The organism is Streptomyces sp. NPDC088124, assembly GCF_040685895.1.
Lineage (GTDB): Bacteria > Actinomycetota > Actinomycetes > Streptomycetales > Streptomycetaceae > Streptomyces.
Map to the genome: position 1 here is coordinate 1 of NZ_JBFBJB010000067.1, position 18,273 is coordinate 18,273.

The 18,273-nt window shown below is 73.3% G+C and carries 16 protein-coding genes; 5 read left to right on the plus strand and 11 right to left on the minus strand.

What is annotated here, in order from left to right; genetic code table 11:
• From AB0P17_RS36765 to AB0P17_RS36805, 9 genes are all read right to left on the minus strand, one after another.
• Positions 1–409 (minus strand): hypothetical protein (locus AB0P17_RS36765; protein ID WP_365818196.1); only part of this gene is annotated, 409 nt, incomplete at its 3' end.
• 293 nt (positions 410–702) lie between these two features.
• Positions 703–1,791 (minus strand): ATP-binding protein, encoded by a 1,089-nt coding sequence (locus AB0P17_RS36770; protein WP_365818269.1) that lies wholly within the window; start codon positions 1,789–1,791, stop codon positions 703–705.
• Positions 1,792–2,051: 260 nt separating this feature from the next.
• The gene (locus AB0P17_RS36775) at positions 2,052–2,789 is read right to left on the minus strand and encodes a response regulator transcription factor (protein ID WP_329829404.1); all 738 of its coding nucleotides are present in this window, start codon (positions 2,787–2,789) and stop codon (positions 2,052–2,054) included.
• A 106-nt stretch (positions 2,790–2,895) separates the two neighbouring features.
• Positions 2,896–3,651, minus strand: coding sequence for a spermidine synthase (locus tag AB0P17_RS36780; protein ID WP_365818198.1), 756 nt, complete (start codon positions 3,649–3,651; stop codon positions 2,896–2,898).
• A 102-nt stretch (positions 3,652–3,753) separates the two neighbouring features.
• Positions 3,754–4,428 carry a hypothetical protein gene (locus tag AB0P17_RS36785; protein WP_365818200.1) on the minus strand — a complete coding sequence of 225 codons (675 nt, stop codon included), beginning with the start codon at positions 4,426–4,428 and terminating at the stop codon, positions 3,754–3,756.
• Entirely contained in the window at positions 4,425–5,882 is a 1,458-nt protein-coding gene (locus AB0P17_RS36790) for a hypothetical protein (protein ID WP_365818202.1), read from the minus strand. The genes AB0P17_RS36785 and AB0P17_RS36790 overlap by 4 nt, the downstream gene beginning before the upstream one ends.
• On the minus strand, positions 5,879–6,736 hold the full coding sequence (locus AB0P17_RS36795) for an ABC transporter ATP-binding protein (RefSeq protein ID WP_365818204.1): 858 nt from the start codon (positions 6,734–6,736) through the stop codon (positions 5,879–5,881). Before AB0P17_RS36795 ends, AB0P17_RS36790 begins: the two co-directional genes overlap by 4 nt.
• 62 nt (positions 6,737–6,798) lie before the next feature.
• On the minus strand, positions 6,799–7,749 hold the full coding sequence (locus AB0P17_RS36800) for a zf-HC2 domain-containing protein (protein WP_365818271.1): 951 nt from the start codon (positions 7,747–7,749) through the stop codon (positions 6,799–6,801).
• A gap of 32 nt (positions 7,750–7,781) precedes the next feature.
• Complete coding sequence (locus tag AB0P17_RS36805) at positions 7,782–8,357, minus strand: RNA polymerase sigma factor (protein ID WP_365818206.1); 576 nt, start codon at positions 8,355–8,357, stop codon at positions 7,782–7,784.
• Positions 8,358–8,612: 255 nt separating this feature from the next.
• On the opposite strand from AB0P17_RS36805, the gene lon reads away from it, so the two are divergent.
• Positions 8,613–11,096 (plus strand): endopeptidase La, encoded by a 2,484-nt coding sequence (lon, locus tag AB0P17_RS36810; protein WP_365818208.1) that lies wholly within the window; start codon positions 8,613–8,615, stop codon positions 11,094–11,096.
• A 184-nt stretch (positions 11,097–11,280) separates the two neighbouring features.
• On the opposite strand, the gene AB0P17_RS36815 is transcribed toward lon, so the two are convergent.
• Positions 11,281–12,129: a lysozyme gene (locus AB0P17_RS36815; protein ID WP_365818210.1), complete on the minus strand. Its 849-nt coding sequence runs from the start codon at positions 12,127–12,129 to the stop codon at positions 11,281–11,283.
• Positions 12,130–12,336: 207 nt separating this feature from the next.
• On the opposite strand from AB0P17_RS36815, the gene AB0P17_RS36820 reads away from it, so the two are divergent.
• The gene (locus tag AB0P17_RS36820) at positions 12,337–12,831 is read left to right on the plus strand and encodes a MarR family transcriptional regulator (RefSeq protein ID WP_365818212.1); all 495 of its coding nucleotides are present in this window, start codon (positions 12,337–12,339) and stop codon (positions 12,829–12,831) included.
• A 68-nt stretch (positions 12,832–12,899) separates the two neighbouring features.
• Here AB0P17_RS36820 and AB0P17_RS36825 read toward each other — a convergent pair whose 3' ends face one another.
• The gene (locus tag AB0P17_RS36825) at positions 12,900–13,682 is read right to left on the minus strand and encodes a hypothetical protein (RefSeq protein WP_365818214.1); all 783 of its coding nucleotides are present in this window, start codon (positions 13,680–13,682) and stop codon (positions 12,900–12,902) included.
• 444 nt (positions 13,683–14,126) lie between these two features.
• Between AB0P17_RS36825 and AB0P17_RS36830 the strand changes: the two genes are divergently transcribed.
• The 3 genes from AB0P17_RS36830 (at position 14,127) to AB0P17_RS36840 (ending at position 18,105) form a co-directional block, all read left to right on the plus strand.
• Positions 14,127–17,135 carry a nitrate- and nitrite sensing domain-containing protein gene (locus tag AB0P17_RS36830; RefSeq protein WP_365818216.1) on the plus strand — a complete coding sequence of 1,003 codons (3,009 nt, stop codon included), beginning with the start codon at positions 14,127–14,129 and terminating at the stop codon, positions 17,133–17,135.
• Between the two features lie 86 nt (positions 17,136–17,221).
• Complete coding sequence (locus tag AB0P17_RS36835; RefSeq protein WP_365818273.1) at positions 17,222–17,692, plus strand: roadblock/LC7 domain-containing protein; 471 nt, start codon at positions 17,222–17,224, stop codon at positions 17,690–17,692.
• Complete coding sequence (locus AB0P17_RS36840) at positions 17,689–18,105, plus strand: DUF742 domain-containing protein (protein ID WP_365818218.1); 417 nt, start codon at positions 17,689–17,691, stop codon at positions 18,103–18,105. The genes AB0P17_RS36835 and AB0P17_RS36840 overlap by 4 nt, the downstream gene beginning before the upstream one ends.
• The last annotated feature ends 168 nt before the right edge of the window (positions 18,106–18,273 follow it).

Sequence of the window (18,273 nt, forward strand, 5' to 3'; positions counted from 1 at the left end):
CAGCCCCAAGCATCGGCCGAGGGGCTCGCGAACCTGTGGGTCGTCTCCGGTGACGCCGGCAGCGGCGCCCATGACCGGCGGCCGGGGCCTGCGCCGCGGGCTTCGCGGGGGCGGCGGGCGCGACCGGGGCGGCGGGCGCTGCCTTCGCGGGCGCCGGCGCGGTGGCCGCGGAGCCCGGGGCCGCGGTCCCCGCGGCCTCCTCGGACCTGCCCGCCGTGCCGGGCGTGCCCGGCTTGTAGTCGGCGAAGAAGTCCCACCAGGCACGGTCGACCGAATTCGGATCCTGGAGGTACTGCTGGTAGATCTCGTCGACAAGCCACTCATTGGCTCCGAAGGCGGCGGCAGGGTTGGTGCCCTGGCCCGCTTCGTCGGTCGAGATGCTCGCGTTACTGGGGGACTGAGACGACACGGCGTGAACCGCCCTCTTCCGCTTCACAAGGTGATGGACAGCGGGAATCAAGGCTACGCCTACCTGGCCGTAACGTGCAGGCCAGGCGTGCCATCGTCGTGCACGTCACATCCGACGACGGGTTTCGGCGTATGAAATGGCGGGAAACAAGCCTGGTTCCGCAATGCCAGAGGCATGTGACCGAACACATCACTTATCGGCCACACCCCAGCCACCGCCGGTCCACGGCCCTGAAGCCCGCGCGTCCCCGACTCCGTACCCGGAGATCATGCGCTTTCTCTTCGAACTCTACGTCAAACGCGTGCCCGGGGTACGCCCGGGAGAGTGACTCGGATCAGACAGCCACGTGCTGATTCGGCCACTCCTATCCGCCCGCCGTGCAGATCGACCGCCCAGCGGGCGATCGCCAGGCCGAGCCCCGTGCCGCCGTCGCTGCCAGGGCCGTGCGGGGAAGGAACCGTGCCCCGGTTGAAGCGCTCGAAGACCTTGTGCCGCTCCGGCTCGGGGATGCCGGGCCCCTCGTCCTGGACCTCCAGGTCCAGCGACTCGGGCGTCTCGCCGCGCCGCGCGCGCACCGTGACCCGGCCGTGCGGCGGGCTGTGCTTGACCGCGTTGTCGATGAGGTTGGCGACGACCTGGTGCAGCCGCTCCGCGTCCGCGTGCGCGGTCAGCTCCGGCGGCGAGACGTCGAGATGCAGATGGACATCGGTACGGGTGTTGTTCCCGGAGGCGGATCCGGCGACGGAGCCGCGCTGCGAGGACGCCAGATTGGACTCCTTGAGCACGCCCGAGAGGTACGGCCACACCTCGAAGCGCCGCGCGCGCAGCGGTACGACCCCGTTGTCGAGCCGCGAGAGGTCGAGCAGTGTCTCGGTCAGCCGCCCCAGCCGCTCGGTCTGCCGCAGCGCCGTCAGCATCGTCTCCGGATCGGCGGCGGACACCCCGTCCACCACGTTCTCCAGCACGGCGCGCAGGGCCGCGATGGGCGTGCGCAGTTCGTGCGAGACGTTGGCGATCAGCTCCTTGCGGTGCCGGTCCTCGGCCTCCAGGTCATCGGCCATCCGGTTGATCGTGGAGGCGAGATCGCCCAGCTCGTCCCAGCGGTCGGCGCGGACCCGGCGGGTGTAGTCGCCGTGCGAGATGCCCTTGGCGACGGTGTTCATCTCGTCCAGCGGCGCGGTCAGCCCGTGCGCCACGAACTGGGTGATCAGCAGCGTCGCGATCATCGAGAAGACGGTGATGAAGCGCAACTCGGTCTCCGTGCGCGACGCCACGATCAGCAGACCGGTGGTGATCAGGACGGAGACGACGACCAGGGTGACCAGCTTGGACTTGATCGAGAAGAGCGGCCAGGACCCGTCGGTCGCCCCGAACCTCCGCAGAGCCGCCAGGCGTGGCCGGCCCGGACCCGGGCGCGGACCCGGGCGGGCGGTGGCCGGAGAGCGCCGGCGGCTGTCGCGCCCGGCACCGCGGCGGCCATCACGCCCCGCACTACGGCGGCCATCACGCCCCGCAATTCGAGGGCTGTCGCGTCCGGCGCGAGGGCTGTCGCGTCCGGCGCCGCGAAGGCCGTCGGCGCCGTCATTCCCACTGCCGTCATTCCCGCGGTCGCCGGTCCGGTCCACCGCGTCCCCCGGCCGGGTCATGGCGCCGGGGTCTCCAGGGCGTAGCCGACGCCGTGGACGGTTCGGATCCGCTCGGCGCCGATCTTCCGGCGCAGCGCCTTGATGTGGCTGTCGACCGTACGGGTGCCCGAGGCGTCCGCCCAGTCCCACACCTCGGCGAGCAACTGCTCCCGGGAGAGCACCGCGCGCGGGGTGTTCGCCAGGCAGACCAGCAGGTCGAACTCGGTGGGCGTCAGGTGCACGTCATCGCCACGCACCCGTACCCGGCGCTGTGCGTGGTCGATCTCCAGCTCGCCCAGGCGCAGGATGCCGCTGCGCGGCGTCACCGCGGCGAGCGCCGCCCGCTCCACCCGGCGCAGCAGCACGTGCACCCGTGCCGCCAGCTCCCGCATGGAGAACGGCTTGGTCATGTAGTCGTCCGCGCCGACGCCGAGCCCGACCAGCATGTCGGTCTCGTCGTCCCGCGCCGTCAGCATCAGCACCGGCACCGGGCGCTGCGCCTGTACGCGGCGGCAGACCTCCAGGCCGTCGAAGCCGGGCAGCATGATGTCGAGGACCATCAGGTCCGGCTGCCACGCCTCGGCCGCGTCCACCGCCGCGGGCCCGTCCACCGCCGTCTGCACGAGGAAGCCCTCGGCCCGCAGCCGGGCGGCGATGGCGTCGACGATCGTCGCGTCGTCCTCGACGACGAGGACCCGCCGCTGGGCGCCGGGCGTCGCCGCGACTCCGTTGTGGCTGGTGTGTGTCTGCTCCATCGCCCCGCCCCTGGTACGCGTTCCGCGATCCTTGATCCGCGATCTGTGCATGAAGTATGCACATCCATGTGTGGGGAGCAGCGTAGAGGCAGCGGGAGGGTTCCGGCTACGCAGTGCGAACGGCGAGATGGACCACGTCGGGTACGCCTCGGGCAACTTGGATCTCTTCCTCCCTTACCCCGGTGAATCCGGCATTCCGCAACGCTTCACCGAATCTCGGAGAGGGGTTCGCCGACCATACGGCGAGGACGCCGCCCGGCTTCAACCTCCCGTGGCACGCGGCGAGTCCGGCCGGCGAATAGAGGTTTTCGTTGTCCTCCGTGACGGTCCACTCGGGTCCGTTGTCGATGTCCAGACAAAGCGCATCGTAACGCTCCGTGGTCGCTTGTACGTACTTCACAAGATCGGTGTGATGGATCACAACGCGCGGATCGGCGAGCGCTGCGCCCGAAATGCGCGTAAGGGGGCCGTCCCGGTGCCAGTCGATGACGGCCTGCTCGCGCTCGACGACGGCGATGGCTCCCCAGCGCGGATCGGCGGCGGCGTGCGCGAGGGAGAACCCGACGCCGAGACCGCCGATGAGCACGGAGGGCCGGCGCTCGTTTCCGCTTCCGGTTCCGGAGCCTTCCGGGGCGGGTGCCGCGGGTGCGGCGTGGGTGGCGAAGGCACTGTGGGCAGCAAAGGCACTGTAGGCAGCATCGATGAGTAGCCGCTCCGAACGGCCGTCCGACGTGTCCATCAGGAAGCACCCGTTGGCGATGATCTCCAGCTCCTCGCCCCGCCGCCGCAGGACGATCTCCCCGTAGGGACCCTCGCGCCGGTCGAGCGTGACGGGACCGGAATCCGGGTCGGGTACGGACATGGTGGGGCTCTCCCTCTGCCGGTGGACGGTACCGACATCCTCGCCGCGCGGGCCGGACCGAGACAATCCGGTTTGCCGCGGCCGGAGCGGGCACGTGTGGCGTCAGCCGCGCTCCCGGCGGGCGCCGCGCCACGCGTACGCCCCGGCGCCGCAGCCGTACGCCACGACCGCCGCCGCCCACGCCCCCACCTGCGGCCCCGGCTGGAGCTGCCAGGCCCACAGCGTGGCGGCGCCGCCCGGCGCGCGCGGCGCGGCGAGGTAGACCGCGCTCGTGTACGCCGTCATCGGCAGCCAGCTCAGCCGCGCCCCCAGCAGCGCGGCGGCGCCCGCCGTGACCCCGGTTGCCCCGAGCAGGTTCCGTACGGCCGCGGGGCCACCGAACGCCTCCGGGTGGCCGGGGACACCGAGGGCGAGCAGCGCCGCGGCGAGCGCCGTGAGGCCGAGGAGCCGGCCCAGCCGCCGGGGCCACCAGGGGCGTACGGCCGTACGGTCCAACTCGTCGCTGTACGTGTACATGCCCGCCCCGAGGGCCGCGGCGGCGAGCAGAGGGGCCAGCACCACCACCGGGACCCGGGCGGTATGGTCGAATCCCGGCTGCGCCTGGAGCCACCGCGCGGCCCACGCGGCGGCGAGCGCGACACAGCCGAGCGTGGCGAGGGTGGCCGGCAGGGCGCGCGACCGCGCGTACAGCGCGAGCGGCCGGCCCGGCCGGCCCCGGACGGGGGAGAGGTGAAGGAAGTGCGCGAAGAACGACACGGAACGGGCACGTCGGCTCATGGCACGGGCACCTCTTCGGCCCGGCAGAGATCGGCGGCCAGATACCGCGCGAGATAGGCCCGGCTCTCCGCCCGGTCCATGGCGCGCAGCCGCCGCAGATGGACGTCGCCCCCGTACAACGGAATGGCGGCGGAGTCCGGGCGCGGTGCCAGCCACTGGTTGACGGCGTCGTTGACGGCGGTGGCCCGCCGGGCGGCCGGAGTGTCGAAGTCGGTGCCCGAACAGTCCTGGGAGAAGAGATACCCGACGGCCCACTTGGCGTAGAGCGCCGGATCGGAGATCTCGCCGTGCTCGGAGAGGCTGAACGGATCCGGGAGCTGCGCCTCCCGGGACCCGAGCAGAACGGGCTCGCCCACCTTGCGTACGACCACGCCGGGCGCGGCGGCGAGCTGCTCCCGGCCGGGGCCGGGCGCGCGGGGGCCGTCGATCCAGCGGACCGGGGCGCCGGGGACACCGCGCAGCCGGGCGTTGAGGCCGGCGAGCGCGGCCGACACCGACGGGAGCAGCTTCCGGTCGACGGCGGTGACGCACACCTGGGGCGCGCCGTCGTCGCAGACGAGCCGGGCCGCCGCCGGATCGGGGCGCCACAACCCGTCCCCGGTCCCCGCCAGCAGGACGGCGGCGGCACAGGCGGCCGCGAGCGGCGGCAGTGCGGAGATCCGGCGCCGGGCGGCGTACGCGAGCAGCGCGGCCCCGGCGAGTCCGGCGGTCCACACCATCGAGGCGGGCCCGAACCACCACACCGGCCGGTCCCAGAAGTACATGTGGTCGAGGGCGGGGTCGAGCCAGCGGGCCGGTGAGTCCGCGTACGCGGGCACGCCGAGCCCGACATAGGTGACGGCGGCGAGCAGCGGCGCCGCCAGCCGCCACGGGATCAGCCGCCCGGCCACGAAACCGAGCACCCCCAGCGCCGCCAGGGCCACCGCGTCCGCCGCGACCAGCGACAGGAACGGCCCGCCACCGGCGGCGTACGGCCAGGTCGCCAGGGCACACCCCGCCGCGGCGAGGAGATACCCGGCGGCCGGCCACACCGCGGCGGGCGCCACGGCGAGCAGCGTCCGGCGCAGCGGGGCGCGGGGGAGCGAGGCGAGCAGATCCCCGGTGGCACGCCGCCGCTCCCGCCCGCCCTGCCAGCAGCCCACGGCGACGGCGAGCGGCCCGCAGAGCAGCAGCGCCGCGACGCGCAACAGGTCGGTGGTCTCCGCCCAGCGGCCCATCCACTGGGGCGACTTGCCGTACATCGTCACCCAGCAGACGGCCACCACGGCCCCCGCGCACCAGGGCCCGACGCCGCGCCGCAACTCGGTCCCCAGGACGCCACGGCTCCGGCGGGGCGCGGGCGGGACCGTGCGCGGTACGAGGGCGCCGGGACCGCCGGGCGCCGCCGCCCCGGAGCCGTGGGAATCCGGGACGTCGGGGGAGCCGGGGATGCCGGCGATATCGGAGGCGCTCACTCGGCGCCCTCGGATCCGGCGGTGGCGGCGGTCGCGGCAGCGGCCGTGGGCCCCGTTCGGCCCCGTACGGCGCCGGTGCGGTGGGACCGTAGCGCCGCCGTGTAGCCGCGTTCGATCGGATGGTCGCCGGCCCCGGCCCAAGCCCCGGCCCCGGCACCACCCGCGCCCCCGACCTCGCCCAGCGCCGTCAGATCCGCCGTCGTTCCCCGGAACGCCACGCGGCCCGCCTCCAGCAGCGTCACCTCCGAGCAGGCCGCCGCGACGTCCTCCACGAGATGCGTCGAGACGATCACCGTGGCCGTGGTGCCGACCTCCCGGAGCAGTGCGCGGAATTCGACCCGCTGCTCCGGATCGAGACCGGCCGTCGGCTCGTCGAGCAGCAGCAGTTCCGGCTCGTTGACGAGCGCCTGCGCGATGCCGACCCGCCGCACCATGCCCCCCGACAGCGTCCTCACCTTCGCGTCGATACGGTCCGCGAGCCCCACCCGCTCGACCGCGCGCTCCACCGCCGCCGGGGTGCCGGCCGCGTCCATCTCCTTGAGCCATGCCACGTACGCGACGAACTCGCGCACCGTGAAACCCGGGTAATAGCCGAACTCCTGCGGCAGATAGCCGAGCCGCCGCCGTACCGCCGCGCGGCCCCGGTGCTCCGAGACATCGCGGCCCAGCAGCTCCACCCGCCCGTCGGCCGGCGCGGCGACCGTCGCCAGCACCCGGATCAGGGAGGTCTTGCCCGCGCCGTTCGGGCCGAGCAGCCCGTGCACGCCCCTGCCGAAGCGCAGATCCACGGCGTCCAGCGCCAGCTTCTTGCGGTGTCTGACCGTCAACCCCTGTACCGCCACCGACGCGGCCATACCGCGGCCCCCGTTTCTTCCGTTGTTCTCTGTCTCTGCGTTGTGCGGGTCCATCGGACGCATCACCAGCCACCCGGGGCCGGCCGGTCGAAGGAGTGCCGCCGTGCCACCAGCACGGCCGCGCACACCGCCGCCCCCGCGGCCCAGAGGCCTTGCGTCGCCGTCCCGGACAGCAACCGGGCCAGCTGTGCGGAGAGCTCGACCAGTTCGGGCGCCGCCGCCCCGGCGCGCGCCGTTCTCAGCAGCGGTACGGCGAGGGCCAGCGCCCATGCCGCGCCGACCGCACAGGCCGCCGACCGGTACCCGGTGTACGAGCCGAGCGCCAGCGCGGCCAGCGTCAGCGCCAGCCCCGGCAGCAGCCAGGCGGCCGCGACGGGCGTGCCCGGCGCGGCGGTCGGCAGCAGCGCCCCGACCAGCGTCAGCGGCGGCAGGCTCACCGCGAGGACGACGGAGGTCCTGGTCAGCAGCAGCCGCAGCCCGCCGCCCGGGGTGGCCGCGCCGATCTCGTGCATCGGGTCCGCGTGCCGCCCGTACGACACGGCGACCCCGGCGGGCGGCAGCACCGGGGCGAGCGCCAGCAGCAGTGGGCGGGCGCCCGCGAAGCCGGTGGCGTACGCCAGCCCGACCGCCCCCGCCGCGACCAGCACCAGCGCGACCAGCCAGGATCCGCGCAGCGCGGGACCCGCCGCCCACAGCACCCGCGCGCCGAACCCGACGGCCGGAGCCCGCCCGAATCCACGACCCCGCCCGAACCCGGGACCGGAGTCCGGAGCCCCGCCGGTGTCCGGGGGCGGTGAGGTGACCGCGGCGAGCAGGGAGCCCCGTACGTCGGCGAGTACGGCGCCCGCGGCGGTCCCCCGTACCGCCGCGGACACCCGGACGGCGCACGCGCCGCACGCTTCGATGTGCTTCTCCAGCGCCCAGGCGTCCGGCTCCGGGGCCATGCCCGCCGCGTACCGGGCGGCCAGCGCCTCCGCCACGTGCCACGCCCCGGCGCTCCCGCTCTCCCTCATGCCGTTCTCCATGCCGTCCCGCACGCCGTCCCTCATGCCGTTCCTCCCAGCGGAGCGATGCGTTCCAGCGCGGCGCGCAGCTCCTTGCGCGCCCGCATCGCGCGGGTCTTGACCGTGCCCTCCGGGATGCCGAGCAGCCGCGCGGTCTCGCGGGTGGTGAGCCCGTCGACGACCGTCGCGCGCAGCACGTCGCGCAGCTCGGGGGAGATCCGGTCGAGGGCGGCGCCGACGTCGCCGTACTCCAGCCCGGCCAGGACGCGTTCCTCGGCGGACGGCGCGTGGGCCGGCGGCTCGTACCCCGGTCGCCAGGACGTACCGCGCTCCGCCCTGGACCGCGCCCGCACCGCGTCGACCAGCCGCCGCGCGGCGATCACCCACAGCCAGCCGCCCGCCTCGCCGCCGCGGTGCGTCCCCGCCGAGCGCCATACGGTCAGGAACGTGTCCTGAAGGACCTCCCGTACGGTCTCGGGATCGGCGCACCGCCGCGACAGCCGGGCGAGCAGCCACCCGGAGTGCCGGTCGTACAGCTCGGCCAGCGCCTCGGCCCCCGCCGCGTCGCCGCGCGCGACCGCACGCAGCAGCGCGGCGTCGTCGTGGTCTCCCCTCATGGGGCGGAACAGTCTCACGCCCTCTCTATCGCCGGGTCCGACCGGACCGGTTCACGCACCGGACCGGTTCACGCACCGGACCGGGTGCGTGAAGGCGATCGCTCAGAGCGAACGCGCGGGAACGGAGGCGGGGGAACAATCTCCGGCTCATAAGCATTGAGCCCGTATAGCTCAACTTGCTTGACGGTATCCGACTGCTACCGACTGCTAGCGCCGTATCGCCGTACCGCCGTGTTTCACGCCGAAGGGGAGACCATGGCTTCCACCTCCACACCGCTCACGCTTCCCGTACTGCCGCTCGACGACGAGGTCGTGCTGCCCGGCATGGTCGTGCCGCTCGATCTGTCCGACGCCGAGGTCCGTGCCGCCGTGGAGGCCGCGCAAGCGGCCGTCCGGGACGGCGCCGGGGACGGCGCCGGGGGCAAGGGCGCCGGAAAGCCCCGCGTCCTGCTCGTGCCGCGGATCGACGGGAGCTACGCCGGGACCGGTGTGCTCGGGACCGTCGAGCAGGTCGGCCGGCTCTCCGACGGGGATCCCGGCGCGCTCATCCGCGGCCGGGGCCGCGTACGGATCGGGGCCGGTACGAGCGGGCCCGGCGCCGCCCTCTGGGTCGAAGGGCTCAGCGTCGACGAGAGCGCGCCCGAACCGCTGCCCGGCGCCGTGACCGAGCTGGTCACCGAGTACAAGGCGCTGGCCACCGACTGGCTCAAGAAGCGGGGCGCCTGGCAGGTCGTCGACCGCGTCCAGCAGATCGACGACGTCTCGGCGCTCGCCGACAACTCCGGCTACTCGCCCTTCCTCTCCACCGCGCAGAAGGTCGCCCTGCTGGAGACCACCGACCCGGTCGCCCGGCTGAAGCTCGCCACCGAGCAGCTCCGGGAACACCTCGCCGAGCAGGACGTCGCCGAGTCCATCGCCAAGGACGTCCAGGAGGGCGTCGACAAGCAGCAGCGCGAGTTCCTGCTGCGCCGTCAGCTCGACGCCGTACGCAAGGAGCTGCGTGAGCTCAACGGAGAGGACGGCGACGACGAGTCCGACGACTACCGCACGCGCGTCGAGGCCGCCGACCTCCCCGAGAAGGTCAGGGAGGCCGCGCTCAAGGAGGTCGACAAGCTGGAGCGCTCCTCCGACCAGAGCCCCGAGGGCTCCTGGATCCGCACCTGGCTCGACACCGTGCTCGAACTGCCGTGGAACGAACGGACCGAGGACCAGTACGACATCAGGGGCGCCCGGTCCGTCCTGGACGCCGAACACGCCGGCCTGGAGGACGTGAAGGAACGCATCACCGAGTACCTGGCCGTGCGCAAGCGCCGCGCGGACCGCGGTCTCGGGGTCGTCGGCGGCCGCCGAGACGAAGGGGCGGCGCGCAGCGCCTCGGTTGAGGGTGGTGGTGGGCGACGGGGGGGCGGCGCCGTCCTCGCCCTCGTCGGGCCGCCCGGTGTCGGGAAGACCTCGCTGGGCGAGAGCGTCGCGCACGCCATGGGGCGCAAGTTCGTCCGGGTCGCGCTCGGCGGCGTACGCGACGAGGCGGAGATCCGCGGCCACCGGCGTACGTACGTCGGCGCCCTGCCGGGGCGCCTCGTCCGGGCGATCAAGGAGGCCGGTTCGATGAACCCGGTCGTCCTGCTCGACGAGATCGACAAGGTCGGCTCCGACTTCCGCGGCGACCCCGCGGCGGCGCTGCTCGAAGTCCTCGACCCGGCGCAGAACCACACCTTCCGCGACCACTACCTGGAGGTCGAGCTGGACCTCTCCGACGTGGTCTTCCTCGCCACGGCCAACGTCCTGGAGGCCATCCCCGAGGCGCTGCTCGACCGTATGGAACTCGTACGCCTCGACGGCTACACGGAGGACGAGAAGATCGTCATCGCCCGGGACCACCTGCTGCCCCGGCAGCTGGAGCGCGCGGGCCTGGAGCCCGGCGAGGTCACCCTGGAGGACGGCGTGCTGCGCAAGCTGGCGGGCGAGTACACCCGCGAGGCGGGCGTGCGGAACCTGGAGCGCTCGATCGCCCGGCTGCTCCGCAAGATCGCGGCCGAGCACGAGCTGGGCGACCGGGAACTGCCGTTCACCCTCGGCGCCGACGACCTGCGCGGCCTGATCGGACGGCCGCACCACGTACCGGAGTCCGCGCAGGACCCGGCGGAGCGCCGCACGGCGGTCCCGGGCGTGGCGACCGGTCTCGCGGTCACCGGCGCGGGCGGTGACGTCCTCTTCGTGGAGGCGTCGCTCGCCGACGCCGAGACGGGCGGCTCCGGGCTGACCCTGACCGGACAGCTCGGTGACGTGATGAAGGAGTCGGCCCGGATCGCGCTCTCCTTCCTGCGCTCGCGCGGCGCGGAGCTGGAGCTGCCGGTGGCCGATCTGAAGGACCGGGGCGTGCACATCCACTTCCCGGCGGGCGCGGTGCCGAAGGACGGCCCGAGCGCGGGCATCACGATGACGACGGCGCTGGCGTCGCTGCTGAGCGGCCGGCAGGTCCGTACGGACGTCGCCATGACCGGCGAGGTCTCGCTGACCGGCCGCGTGCTGCCCATCGGCGGTCTCAAGCAGAAGCTGCTGGCCGCCCACCGCGCGGGCATCACGACCGTCGTGATCCCCAAGCGGAACGAGGCCGACCTGGACGACGTCCCCGCCGAGATCCTCGACAAGCTGGAGGTCCACCCGGTGACGGACGTCCGTCAGGTCCTGGAGCTGGCGCTCGCCCCGGCGGAGGTACGGGTCCCCGCCGCGGCCTGACCCGGCCGCGCGGATGCCCGGTGCACGGAGGCCGCCCGGCTCCCTCGACGATGAGGGGGCCGGGCGGCCTCGTCGTGTCACCGGGCGGCGGTGCGACCGTACGGTCCCGGCAGGCCCTCCGCTCCGACCGGGTCCCGCACCGTTGTCACCCGCCCGCGACGCGGGCGCAGTCAGCAGTCAGCGATCAGCCGTTGGCCAGCGCCTGTACGCGGTCCAGGGCGCCGTTGAACCGGTTGTGGTCACCCACGATCGGCCCCGTCGACGTGTACTGCCAGATCGTCTGGAACCCCCAGCCCGCGGGCAGCTCACCGATGGTCGTGTCGTAGCGGGCGAGCCACAGCGGGTTGGTGGAGCCGAAGCCCGCGTAGTTGCCCGTGCACGTCTTCCACCAGCTCGTCGCCGTGTAGATCACGGCGTCCCGGCCGGTGCGCGCCTTGTACGTGGTCACGAAGTCGCGGATCCAGTCGACCATCTGCGCCGGCGTCTTGCCGTAGCAGGACGCGCCGTACGGGTTCCACTCGATGTCCAGCACGCCCGGCAGGGTCTTGCCGTCGCGTGACCAGCCGCCCCCGCCGTCGACGAAGTAGTTCGCCTGGTTGGCGCCGCTGGAGTCGTTGGGGGTGCCGAAGTGGTACGCGCCGCGGATCATGCCGACGTTGTACGAGCCGTTGTACTGCTGGGTGAAGTAGGGGTTCTTGTAGTAGTTCCCCTCGGTGCCCTTCACATAGGCCCACTTCACCCCGCTGTTCCACAGGGCCGGCCAGTCGACGTTCCCCTGGTGGCTGGAGACGTCGACGCCTTCCGTCTGGGCGGCCCGGTCGCCCCGGGGCAGGGGGCCTTGGCCGTCGTGCGCGATGACGCCCATACCCATGTGGGCCGAGCCGCGCGGGGGGATGCTCGCCGGCGGGTCCGTGGGGACGGGGGCCGCGCTCGCCGCACCGGGGAGAGTGAGGACGAGCGCGAGGGTGGCGGTGAGGGCGGCGGCCGCGGCGATTCTGGCGCGGCCGGAGATGCGGGATCTGTGGACGGGCATGGATGTGCCTCCGAAGACCTCGGTGGGGGGAGATCATGACCTGTCGGCATGTCAGTGGAGTGAACATGCCAGTATTGAAGCTACGCACGTAGACCCGGACGGCGGAAGGGTGCCACGCCAGTGCCGTTGGTATAAACCCCTGAAATACTGAACATGCTGCGGCAATGGCCGCCGGTGGCAGAAACTTTCGGGGGTGGAAAGCGCGCGATGGCTGCTGACGTGCACGGGAGCGGTACGGCACCCGAACCGGACCTTGCGACAAGGAGTGGTGTGGACCAGGAATTCCTCGCCCTGGAAAGGGAACTGGCGGTCTTTCTCCGCCGGGCCCGTGCCAACTCCGGGGAAATGGCGCGAGAAGTCCATCCGGAACTGGAACCGGCGGCTTACGGACTTCTCGTACGGCTGGAGGACGGCGGCGCCCAGCGGGCCACCGATCTCGCCGGATACTTCGGCGTCGGCAAGGCCACGATGAGCCGCCAGCTACGTGCCCTGGAGGAACTCGGTCTGGTGAGCCGGGAGCCCGACCCGGCCGACGGGCGCGCCTGGCTCATCCGGATCACCGACGAGGGCAGGTCACGCTTCCTGCGGGTCCGGGGCGCGCGCCGGGAGCGGTACGTACGGAAGCTGGCCGGCTGGGACCGCGCGGAGATCGCCGAACTGGCCCGGCTGCTGCACCAGCTCAACGCCACCGCCGAGAGCTGAGGCCCCCGCGAACGGCGCGGGGCCCGGGACGCGGGGCCCGGGACGCGGGGCCCGGGACGGCGGCCGCCTCACAGCTCCACGTACGTCACCGTCGCGTCGTCGCTCGTCTTCCCCCTGCGGAACGCCGCCCCGTCCGGATCCGCAGACTCCGCCGCCCGCACCCGGTCGACCAGCTCCTGCGGACCGCTCTTGCGCACCAGTGCCAGACAGTCCGCCCAGCCGCCCTCCCGGAACACCTCCACCCACCGGCTCGCGCCGTCCGTCAGCGCGAGCAGGGACCGTACCTCCGCCGCCGGGGTACGGCCCGTCACCGCCCGCTCCGCGACCGACGGATCCGCCGCCGCCGTGAAGAAGCCGCCCTCCGCGTTGCGCAGCGCGTCCGTCGCCGCGACCGAGCGCAGCACCTCGCGCGGGAGCCGGTCGAGCCGGTCGTCCAGCACCGCCCGTACCGCCCCGTCAGGGGACTCCAGCAGCAGCGCCGAGTCCGAGAGGACAAGGTGTTCGACCGTGTCCCGGCCCCAGCGCGCGAGGACGACCGTGGCCTGCGGAGTGCGCGTGAGAGAAAGGTCACAGGTGTCCCGGTGGGCGTCCGCCGTGCGGCCGATCGACACCGCGAGAACCTGTGCCAGCGTCATATCCCGTCGTGAACCGGACAGTTCCAGAAGGGCCCCGCCCAGCCTGGCCGTGAACCACGGCACGCCATGCACACAACCGTCCTCACCTGCGGGTGGCGTCACCCCGTCCAGGACCACCAGGACCCCGCCCTCACCCGCCGCGGGCAGTGCCACCCCTGCCCAGTCCTCATTGGGGCGGGCGGTGTTGCCGGGCGAGGTGGCCTGTTCGACGCGCATGCCCTCCAGTCTGCCTGACCCGTCGCACGGCCCGCATGATTCCTTCACAGGGCCTACATGTCATGTCGATCTTCCTGTCACACCAGCTCAACCACTGTGATTCGGTCAGAATGAGCGTGCGCGGGAGTCGCGTCGGAGCGGATCGGGACGAGCGGGCCGGCGGCCCGGGCGGCTCCGCTGAGCTGCGGGCGGGCATCCTGCCAAAGCCCGCCCGGAAGGTCCACCCGGCCCGCCATGTTCCAGCAGCTCCCCGACGGGGAAGAGTTGTTCGCCAACTCGTCGTGATGTTCACTCGTCCAGGTGGCGGAGCGGCCGATGCGCGCCTCCTTCCCCGAAGCGCTGGAATGGTCGACAGCCGAAAGCCAAACCAGTGGTGGGGGTGGGGTTACCGCGTTTCTGACCGGACCGGCCGTCACCTCTGCTTCATGGGCGGACGAGTCAAGAATGCGAGCACCGGTGCAGAAGAAGCGGCCTCGGGGCAAGAGTGTCACGGCCACCGGCACGGCCACCAGTGCCGCGACCCCTACGGGTACCGGTGCGACCGGTACGACCGGTGCGGCCACCCCGGCCGCCACGCCCCCGGCGACCACCCCAGCAGAGGCCGTGAAGCCTCCGGAAGGACGCCGAGTGAGGGTACGCAACCGGCTGGTCGCCGGGGTCGCCTTCGTGGGCGTCACGGTCATCGCGGCCGGCACCCCCGCCGTACTGGCCGCCTCCGCCGACCTCAACGACGCCCAGAACCTGGTCACCCTCGCCGAGCTGAACCAGCAGGCCGTCACCCTCGGCCACTCCCTCGCCGACGAACGCGACCAGGTCATCGTCTATATCGCCGCGGGCCGCGACGAGCAGCCGGGCGGCACGGACGAGGAGAAGGCCAAGTACACGATCTCCGACACGCGCAGCGCCCGGGTCGACCGCCAGATCGACGAGATCCGCGCCACCGGCTCGGCCTCTCCCGGGCTGCTGCGCGACCTCTCCACCGTCCCCTCCATCCGCCGCGCCGCCCTCACCGGCAAGGGCTCGGCGATGGAGGCGTACCGCGCGTACTCCGAGGTCATCGACAAGCTCCAGGCCCTCGCCGACGAGCTGGCCGAGAACACCCCGCCGGAGGCCGCCGACGGCACCCGCGCCCCCGCCGCGCTCGGCCGCGCCGTCGAGCAGGCCTCCGCCACCCGCGGGCTGCTGCTGGCGGCGCTCGCCGTGCCCGCCGACACCGCCACCACCCCCCAGTACGACCCGCTCACCGGGCTCCCCGTCGAGTCCACGAGCGACGCCACCAACAAGAAGAACGCCCAGCTGCGCGACGAACTCAGCGCCGACGCCCAGAAGTCACGCGTCCGCGAACTCGCCGCGCTGGCCGACTTCGACCAGAGCGCCGACACCGGCGCCCGCGAGTCCCTCACCTCCACCGTCACGGGCCCCGACGTCAAGACGGCCGAGAGCTATCTGACCCGCCTCACCGACCGGCCCGAGCTCTCCGAGGCCGACCGCAAGGCCGACGAGGACAAGGTCGGCTCCTCGCTCTCCGCCAGGATCGACCAGATGCGGGGCGTCGAGTCGGGCCTCGGCACCGGCCAGGTCGAACGCCTCGCGCAGCTCCGTGACGACGATGTCACCGACCTCGAACTGAGCATTGCCCTCCTCGGCGGCTGTCTGCTCATCGCGGTCGGCGTCTCCACCGCCGTCGCCCGTACGCTCACCAGGCCGCTCGCCGTCGTACGGATCGGCGCCGCCCGGCTCTCCGCCGCGCCCGCCACCGAGGAAGCGATCCGCTTCACCGGCCGCAACGACGAGTTCGCGCAGGTCGTACGGTCCGTCAACGCCCTGCACGGCAAGCTCCTCGACCTCTCGGGCCGCGCCGACCGGCTCGACAGCGACCGCAGCGATCTGCTCGGCGCCCGCGAGAAGGTCGCCGAGCAGCGCGCCGAACTCCAGGACCGTACGGCCGAACTCACCGTCCAGCTCCAGCGGCTGCGCCACACCGTCCACCACACCTTCGTCAACCTCTCGCTGCGCACTCTCGGCCTGGTCGAGCGTCAGCTCGGCGTCATCGAGGGCCTGGAGGACCGCGAGCAGGACCCCGAGCGGCTCGCCACCCTCTTCAAGCTCGACCACATGGCCACGGTCATGCGCCGCCACAGCGAGAACCTGCTGGTCCTCGCCGGCCACGAGCACGGCCACGGCCCCACCGGGCCCGTCCCGCTCGTGGACGTGCTGCGCGCGGCCGTCAGCGAGATCGAGCGGTACGAGCGCGTCACCATCCAGGAAGTGCCCGCCGACACCCAGGTGGCCGGCTTCGCCGCGGACGACCTGAGCCATCTCGTCGCGGAACTGCTGGAGAACGCCGCGTCGTTCTCGCCGCCCGAGACCGAGGTGCGGCTCTCCGGCTGGATGCTGGAGAGCGGCGAGGTGATGCTCTCCGTACAGGACCAGGGCATCGGGCTGTCCGTGGACCGGCTCGCCGAGCTGAACGAGCGGCTCGCCGCCCCGGAGAACCCCGGCGAGCCGCCCCGCGCGCCCCGCGGCGGCGGGAGCGGCGGCGGGAGCGGCGGCGCGGACACCACCGGCAGCGAGGGCCTCGGGCTGCGCGTCGCCGCGCTGCTCGCGGCGCGCCACGGCGTCCAGGTCGAGCTGCGCGAGCACCAGGAGGGCGGGGTGGCGGCGATCGTCGTCCTGCCGGAGTCGCTGCTTCCGGCCGTGCCGCCGGCCCCCACGGCCGCGCCGACCCCGACGGCCGCGCCGGCCACCGGACCGACGGAGGCGGCCGGGACGGCCGAGGCGGCCCCGCCCGCCCTGCCGACCCGTACGAGCCGGGTCCGGGACAGCAACGGCGAGCGCGATCCGCTGGTGGTGGCGGCCGAGGCGGCGATCCGCCGCGCCGAGGAGGCCCGGCGGTCCGGATCCGGGCCCGCCGCCGCCCCCGAGCACCCCGCCCCTGAGCGCCCCGCCCCCGCCCCCGCCCCGTACGGCATCGGGCCCGACCGCCACGAGCGCGTCCCCGACGCCGAGCCGCGGACCAAGGGCACCGACCAGGACACCTTCCAGATGCGGCTGCCCAGGAAGCCCCAGCAACCCGGGCAGCCCCAGCACCCCGCGCACCAGGCCGGCGACCCAGCCGGCACCCCGCCCGCCAACCCGGACACCACCCCCGAGGCCACCCCTGAGGCCGCGCCCGAGACCGCCCCCGCGGCCGGCGCCGGACCGCTCACCGACAAGGGGCTGCCCAAGCGCACCCCCCGTGTCATCAAGCCCGCCGCCGCACCCACCCGACGCTCCGGCAGCGTCGACGCGGAAGCTCTGCGGCGCCGGCTCGGCGGTTTTCACCAGGGGACCATCGAAGGCCGCCGCGATGCCGAGGCGGAACTGATGGAGCAGACCCCACTCTCGGAGCGAAGCCCCGAGGTGGACACCGGAGAGACGACGGGGGACACAGTCAAGGAGGCAAGCAGTTGACTGCGACCGGCACAGGCACAGGCACAGGCGTCAGCACCGGCAGCGGTGCCGGCACCGGAAGAGGAACCGGCACCGGCTCCTTCGGGCTGAGCAACGAGGCGCGTAATCTGCACTGGCTCCTGAGCAACCTCGTCGAGGAGGTACCCGGCGTCCACGCGGTCGCCGTCGTCTCGTCCGACGGACTGCTGCTGCTCTCCTCCGATCCCGGCAGAACCGCCGAGGCGGCCGCCGCCACCGCCGCCGCCCACGCCGGCCCGCGCGGCTCCAGCGCCGACCTCGCCACCATCGTCTCGGGCGTCGGCAGCCTCACCATCGGCGCCGCGAAGCTGATGGACGGCGGCGGGGTCAAGCAGACGATGATCGCGATGGAGGAGGGCAGCCTCTTCGTCATGGCGATCAGCGACGGCTCGCTGCTCGGCGTGCACGCCACCGCGGACTGCGACATGAGCGTCGTCGCCTACCACATGGCGCTCTTCGTCGGCCGGGTCGGACACAAGCTGACCCCGGAGCTGCGGAACGAACTACGAGCCTCCGTGGAGAGCGAGAGCGCCGGATGACCCCGGCCGCCGACCCCGCGCACCGCCTCCCGGTGCGCGGGGCGGACCGCAAGGCGCTCCGGGTGCGCCCGTACTCGCTGACCGGCGGACGGACCCGCTCCGGGCACGTCCTGCTGGTGGAGACCTTCGTCGCCGCCCTCGAACCGGGCGAGGTCCACAAGGAACTGACGGACGGCGACGCCCCGACCCGTGTCATGCCGGAGATGCTCGCCATCATCGAGCTGTGCCGGCGGATGCGTACCGTCGCCGAGATCTCGGCGCTGCTCAAAATGCCGCTGGGTGTGGTCCGGGTGCTCATCGGTGACCTGGCCGATCAGGGAAAGATCCGTGTGTACGGAACCGGTCACGATGACACCGGTCATCCGGACCACGCGCTGCTGGAAAGGGTGCTGAGTGGACTCCGCCGTCTCTGACGTCTCCGAGGTTTCGGACGACGTCACCGCCGCCTCCGGGCGTGCCTCCGTACGGGAGGCCGCAGCGGCACCCGTACGGGAATCCGGGCCCGATCCCGTACGGGAGCCCGGGCCCGATCCGGTACGGGAATCCGAGTCCGGGCCGGCGGCCTCGCCCGGGCCCGAGCC

Bases quoted from the DNA above. Each gene is read 5' to 3' on its own strand.
- AB0P17_RS36775 (WP_329829404.1), bottom strand. From the start codon at position 2,789: ATGGAGCAGACACACACCAGCCACAACGGAGTCGCGGCGACGCCCGGC.
- AB0P17_RS36780 (WP_365818198.1), bottom strand. From the start codon at position 3,651: ATGTCCGTACCCGACCCGGATTCCGGTCCCGTCACGCTCGACCGGCGC.
- AB0P17_RS36785 (WP_365818200.1), bottom strand. From the start codon at position 4,428: ATGAGCCGACGTGCCCGTTCCGTGTCGTTCTTCGCGCACTTCCTTCAC.
- AB0P17_RS36795 (WP_365818204.1), bottom strand. From the start codon at position 6,736: ATGGCCGCGTCGGTGGCGGTACAGGGGTTGACGGTCAGACACCGCAAG.
- AB0P17_RS36800 (WP_365818271.1), bottom strand. From the start codon at position 7,749: ATGAGGGAGAGCGGGAGCGCCGGGGCGTGGCACGTGGCGGAGGCGCTG.
- AB0P17_RS36805 (WP_365818206.1), bottom strand. From the start codon at position 8,357: ATGAGGGGAGACCACGACGACGCCGCGCTGCTGCGTGCGGTCGCGCGC.
- lon (WP_365818208.1), top strand. From the start codon at position 8,613: ATGGCTTCCACCTCCACACCGCTCACGCTTCCCGTACTGCCGCTCGAC.
- AB0P17_RS36815 (WP_365818210.1), bottom strand. From the start codon at position 12,129: ATGCCCGTCCACAGATCCCGCATCTCCGGCCGCGCCAGAATCGCCGCG.
- AB0P17_RS36820 (WP_365818212.1), top strand. From the start codon at position 12,337: ATGGCTGCTGACGTGCACGGGAGCGGTACGGCACCCGAACCGGACCTT.
- AB0P17_RS36825 (WP_365818214.1), bottom strand. From the start codon at position 13,682: ATGCGCGTCGAACAGGCCACCTCGCCCGGCAACACCGCCCGCCCCAAT.
- AB0P17_RS36830 (WP_365818216.1), top strand. From the start codon at position 14,127: ATGCGAGCACCGGTGCAGAAGAAGCGGCCTCGGGGCAAGAGTGTCACG.
- AB0P17_RS36840 (WP_365818218.1), top strand. From the start codon at position 17,689: ATGACCCCGGCCGCCGACCCCGCGCACCGCCTCCCGGTGCGCGGGGCG.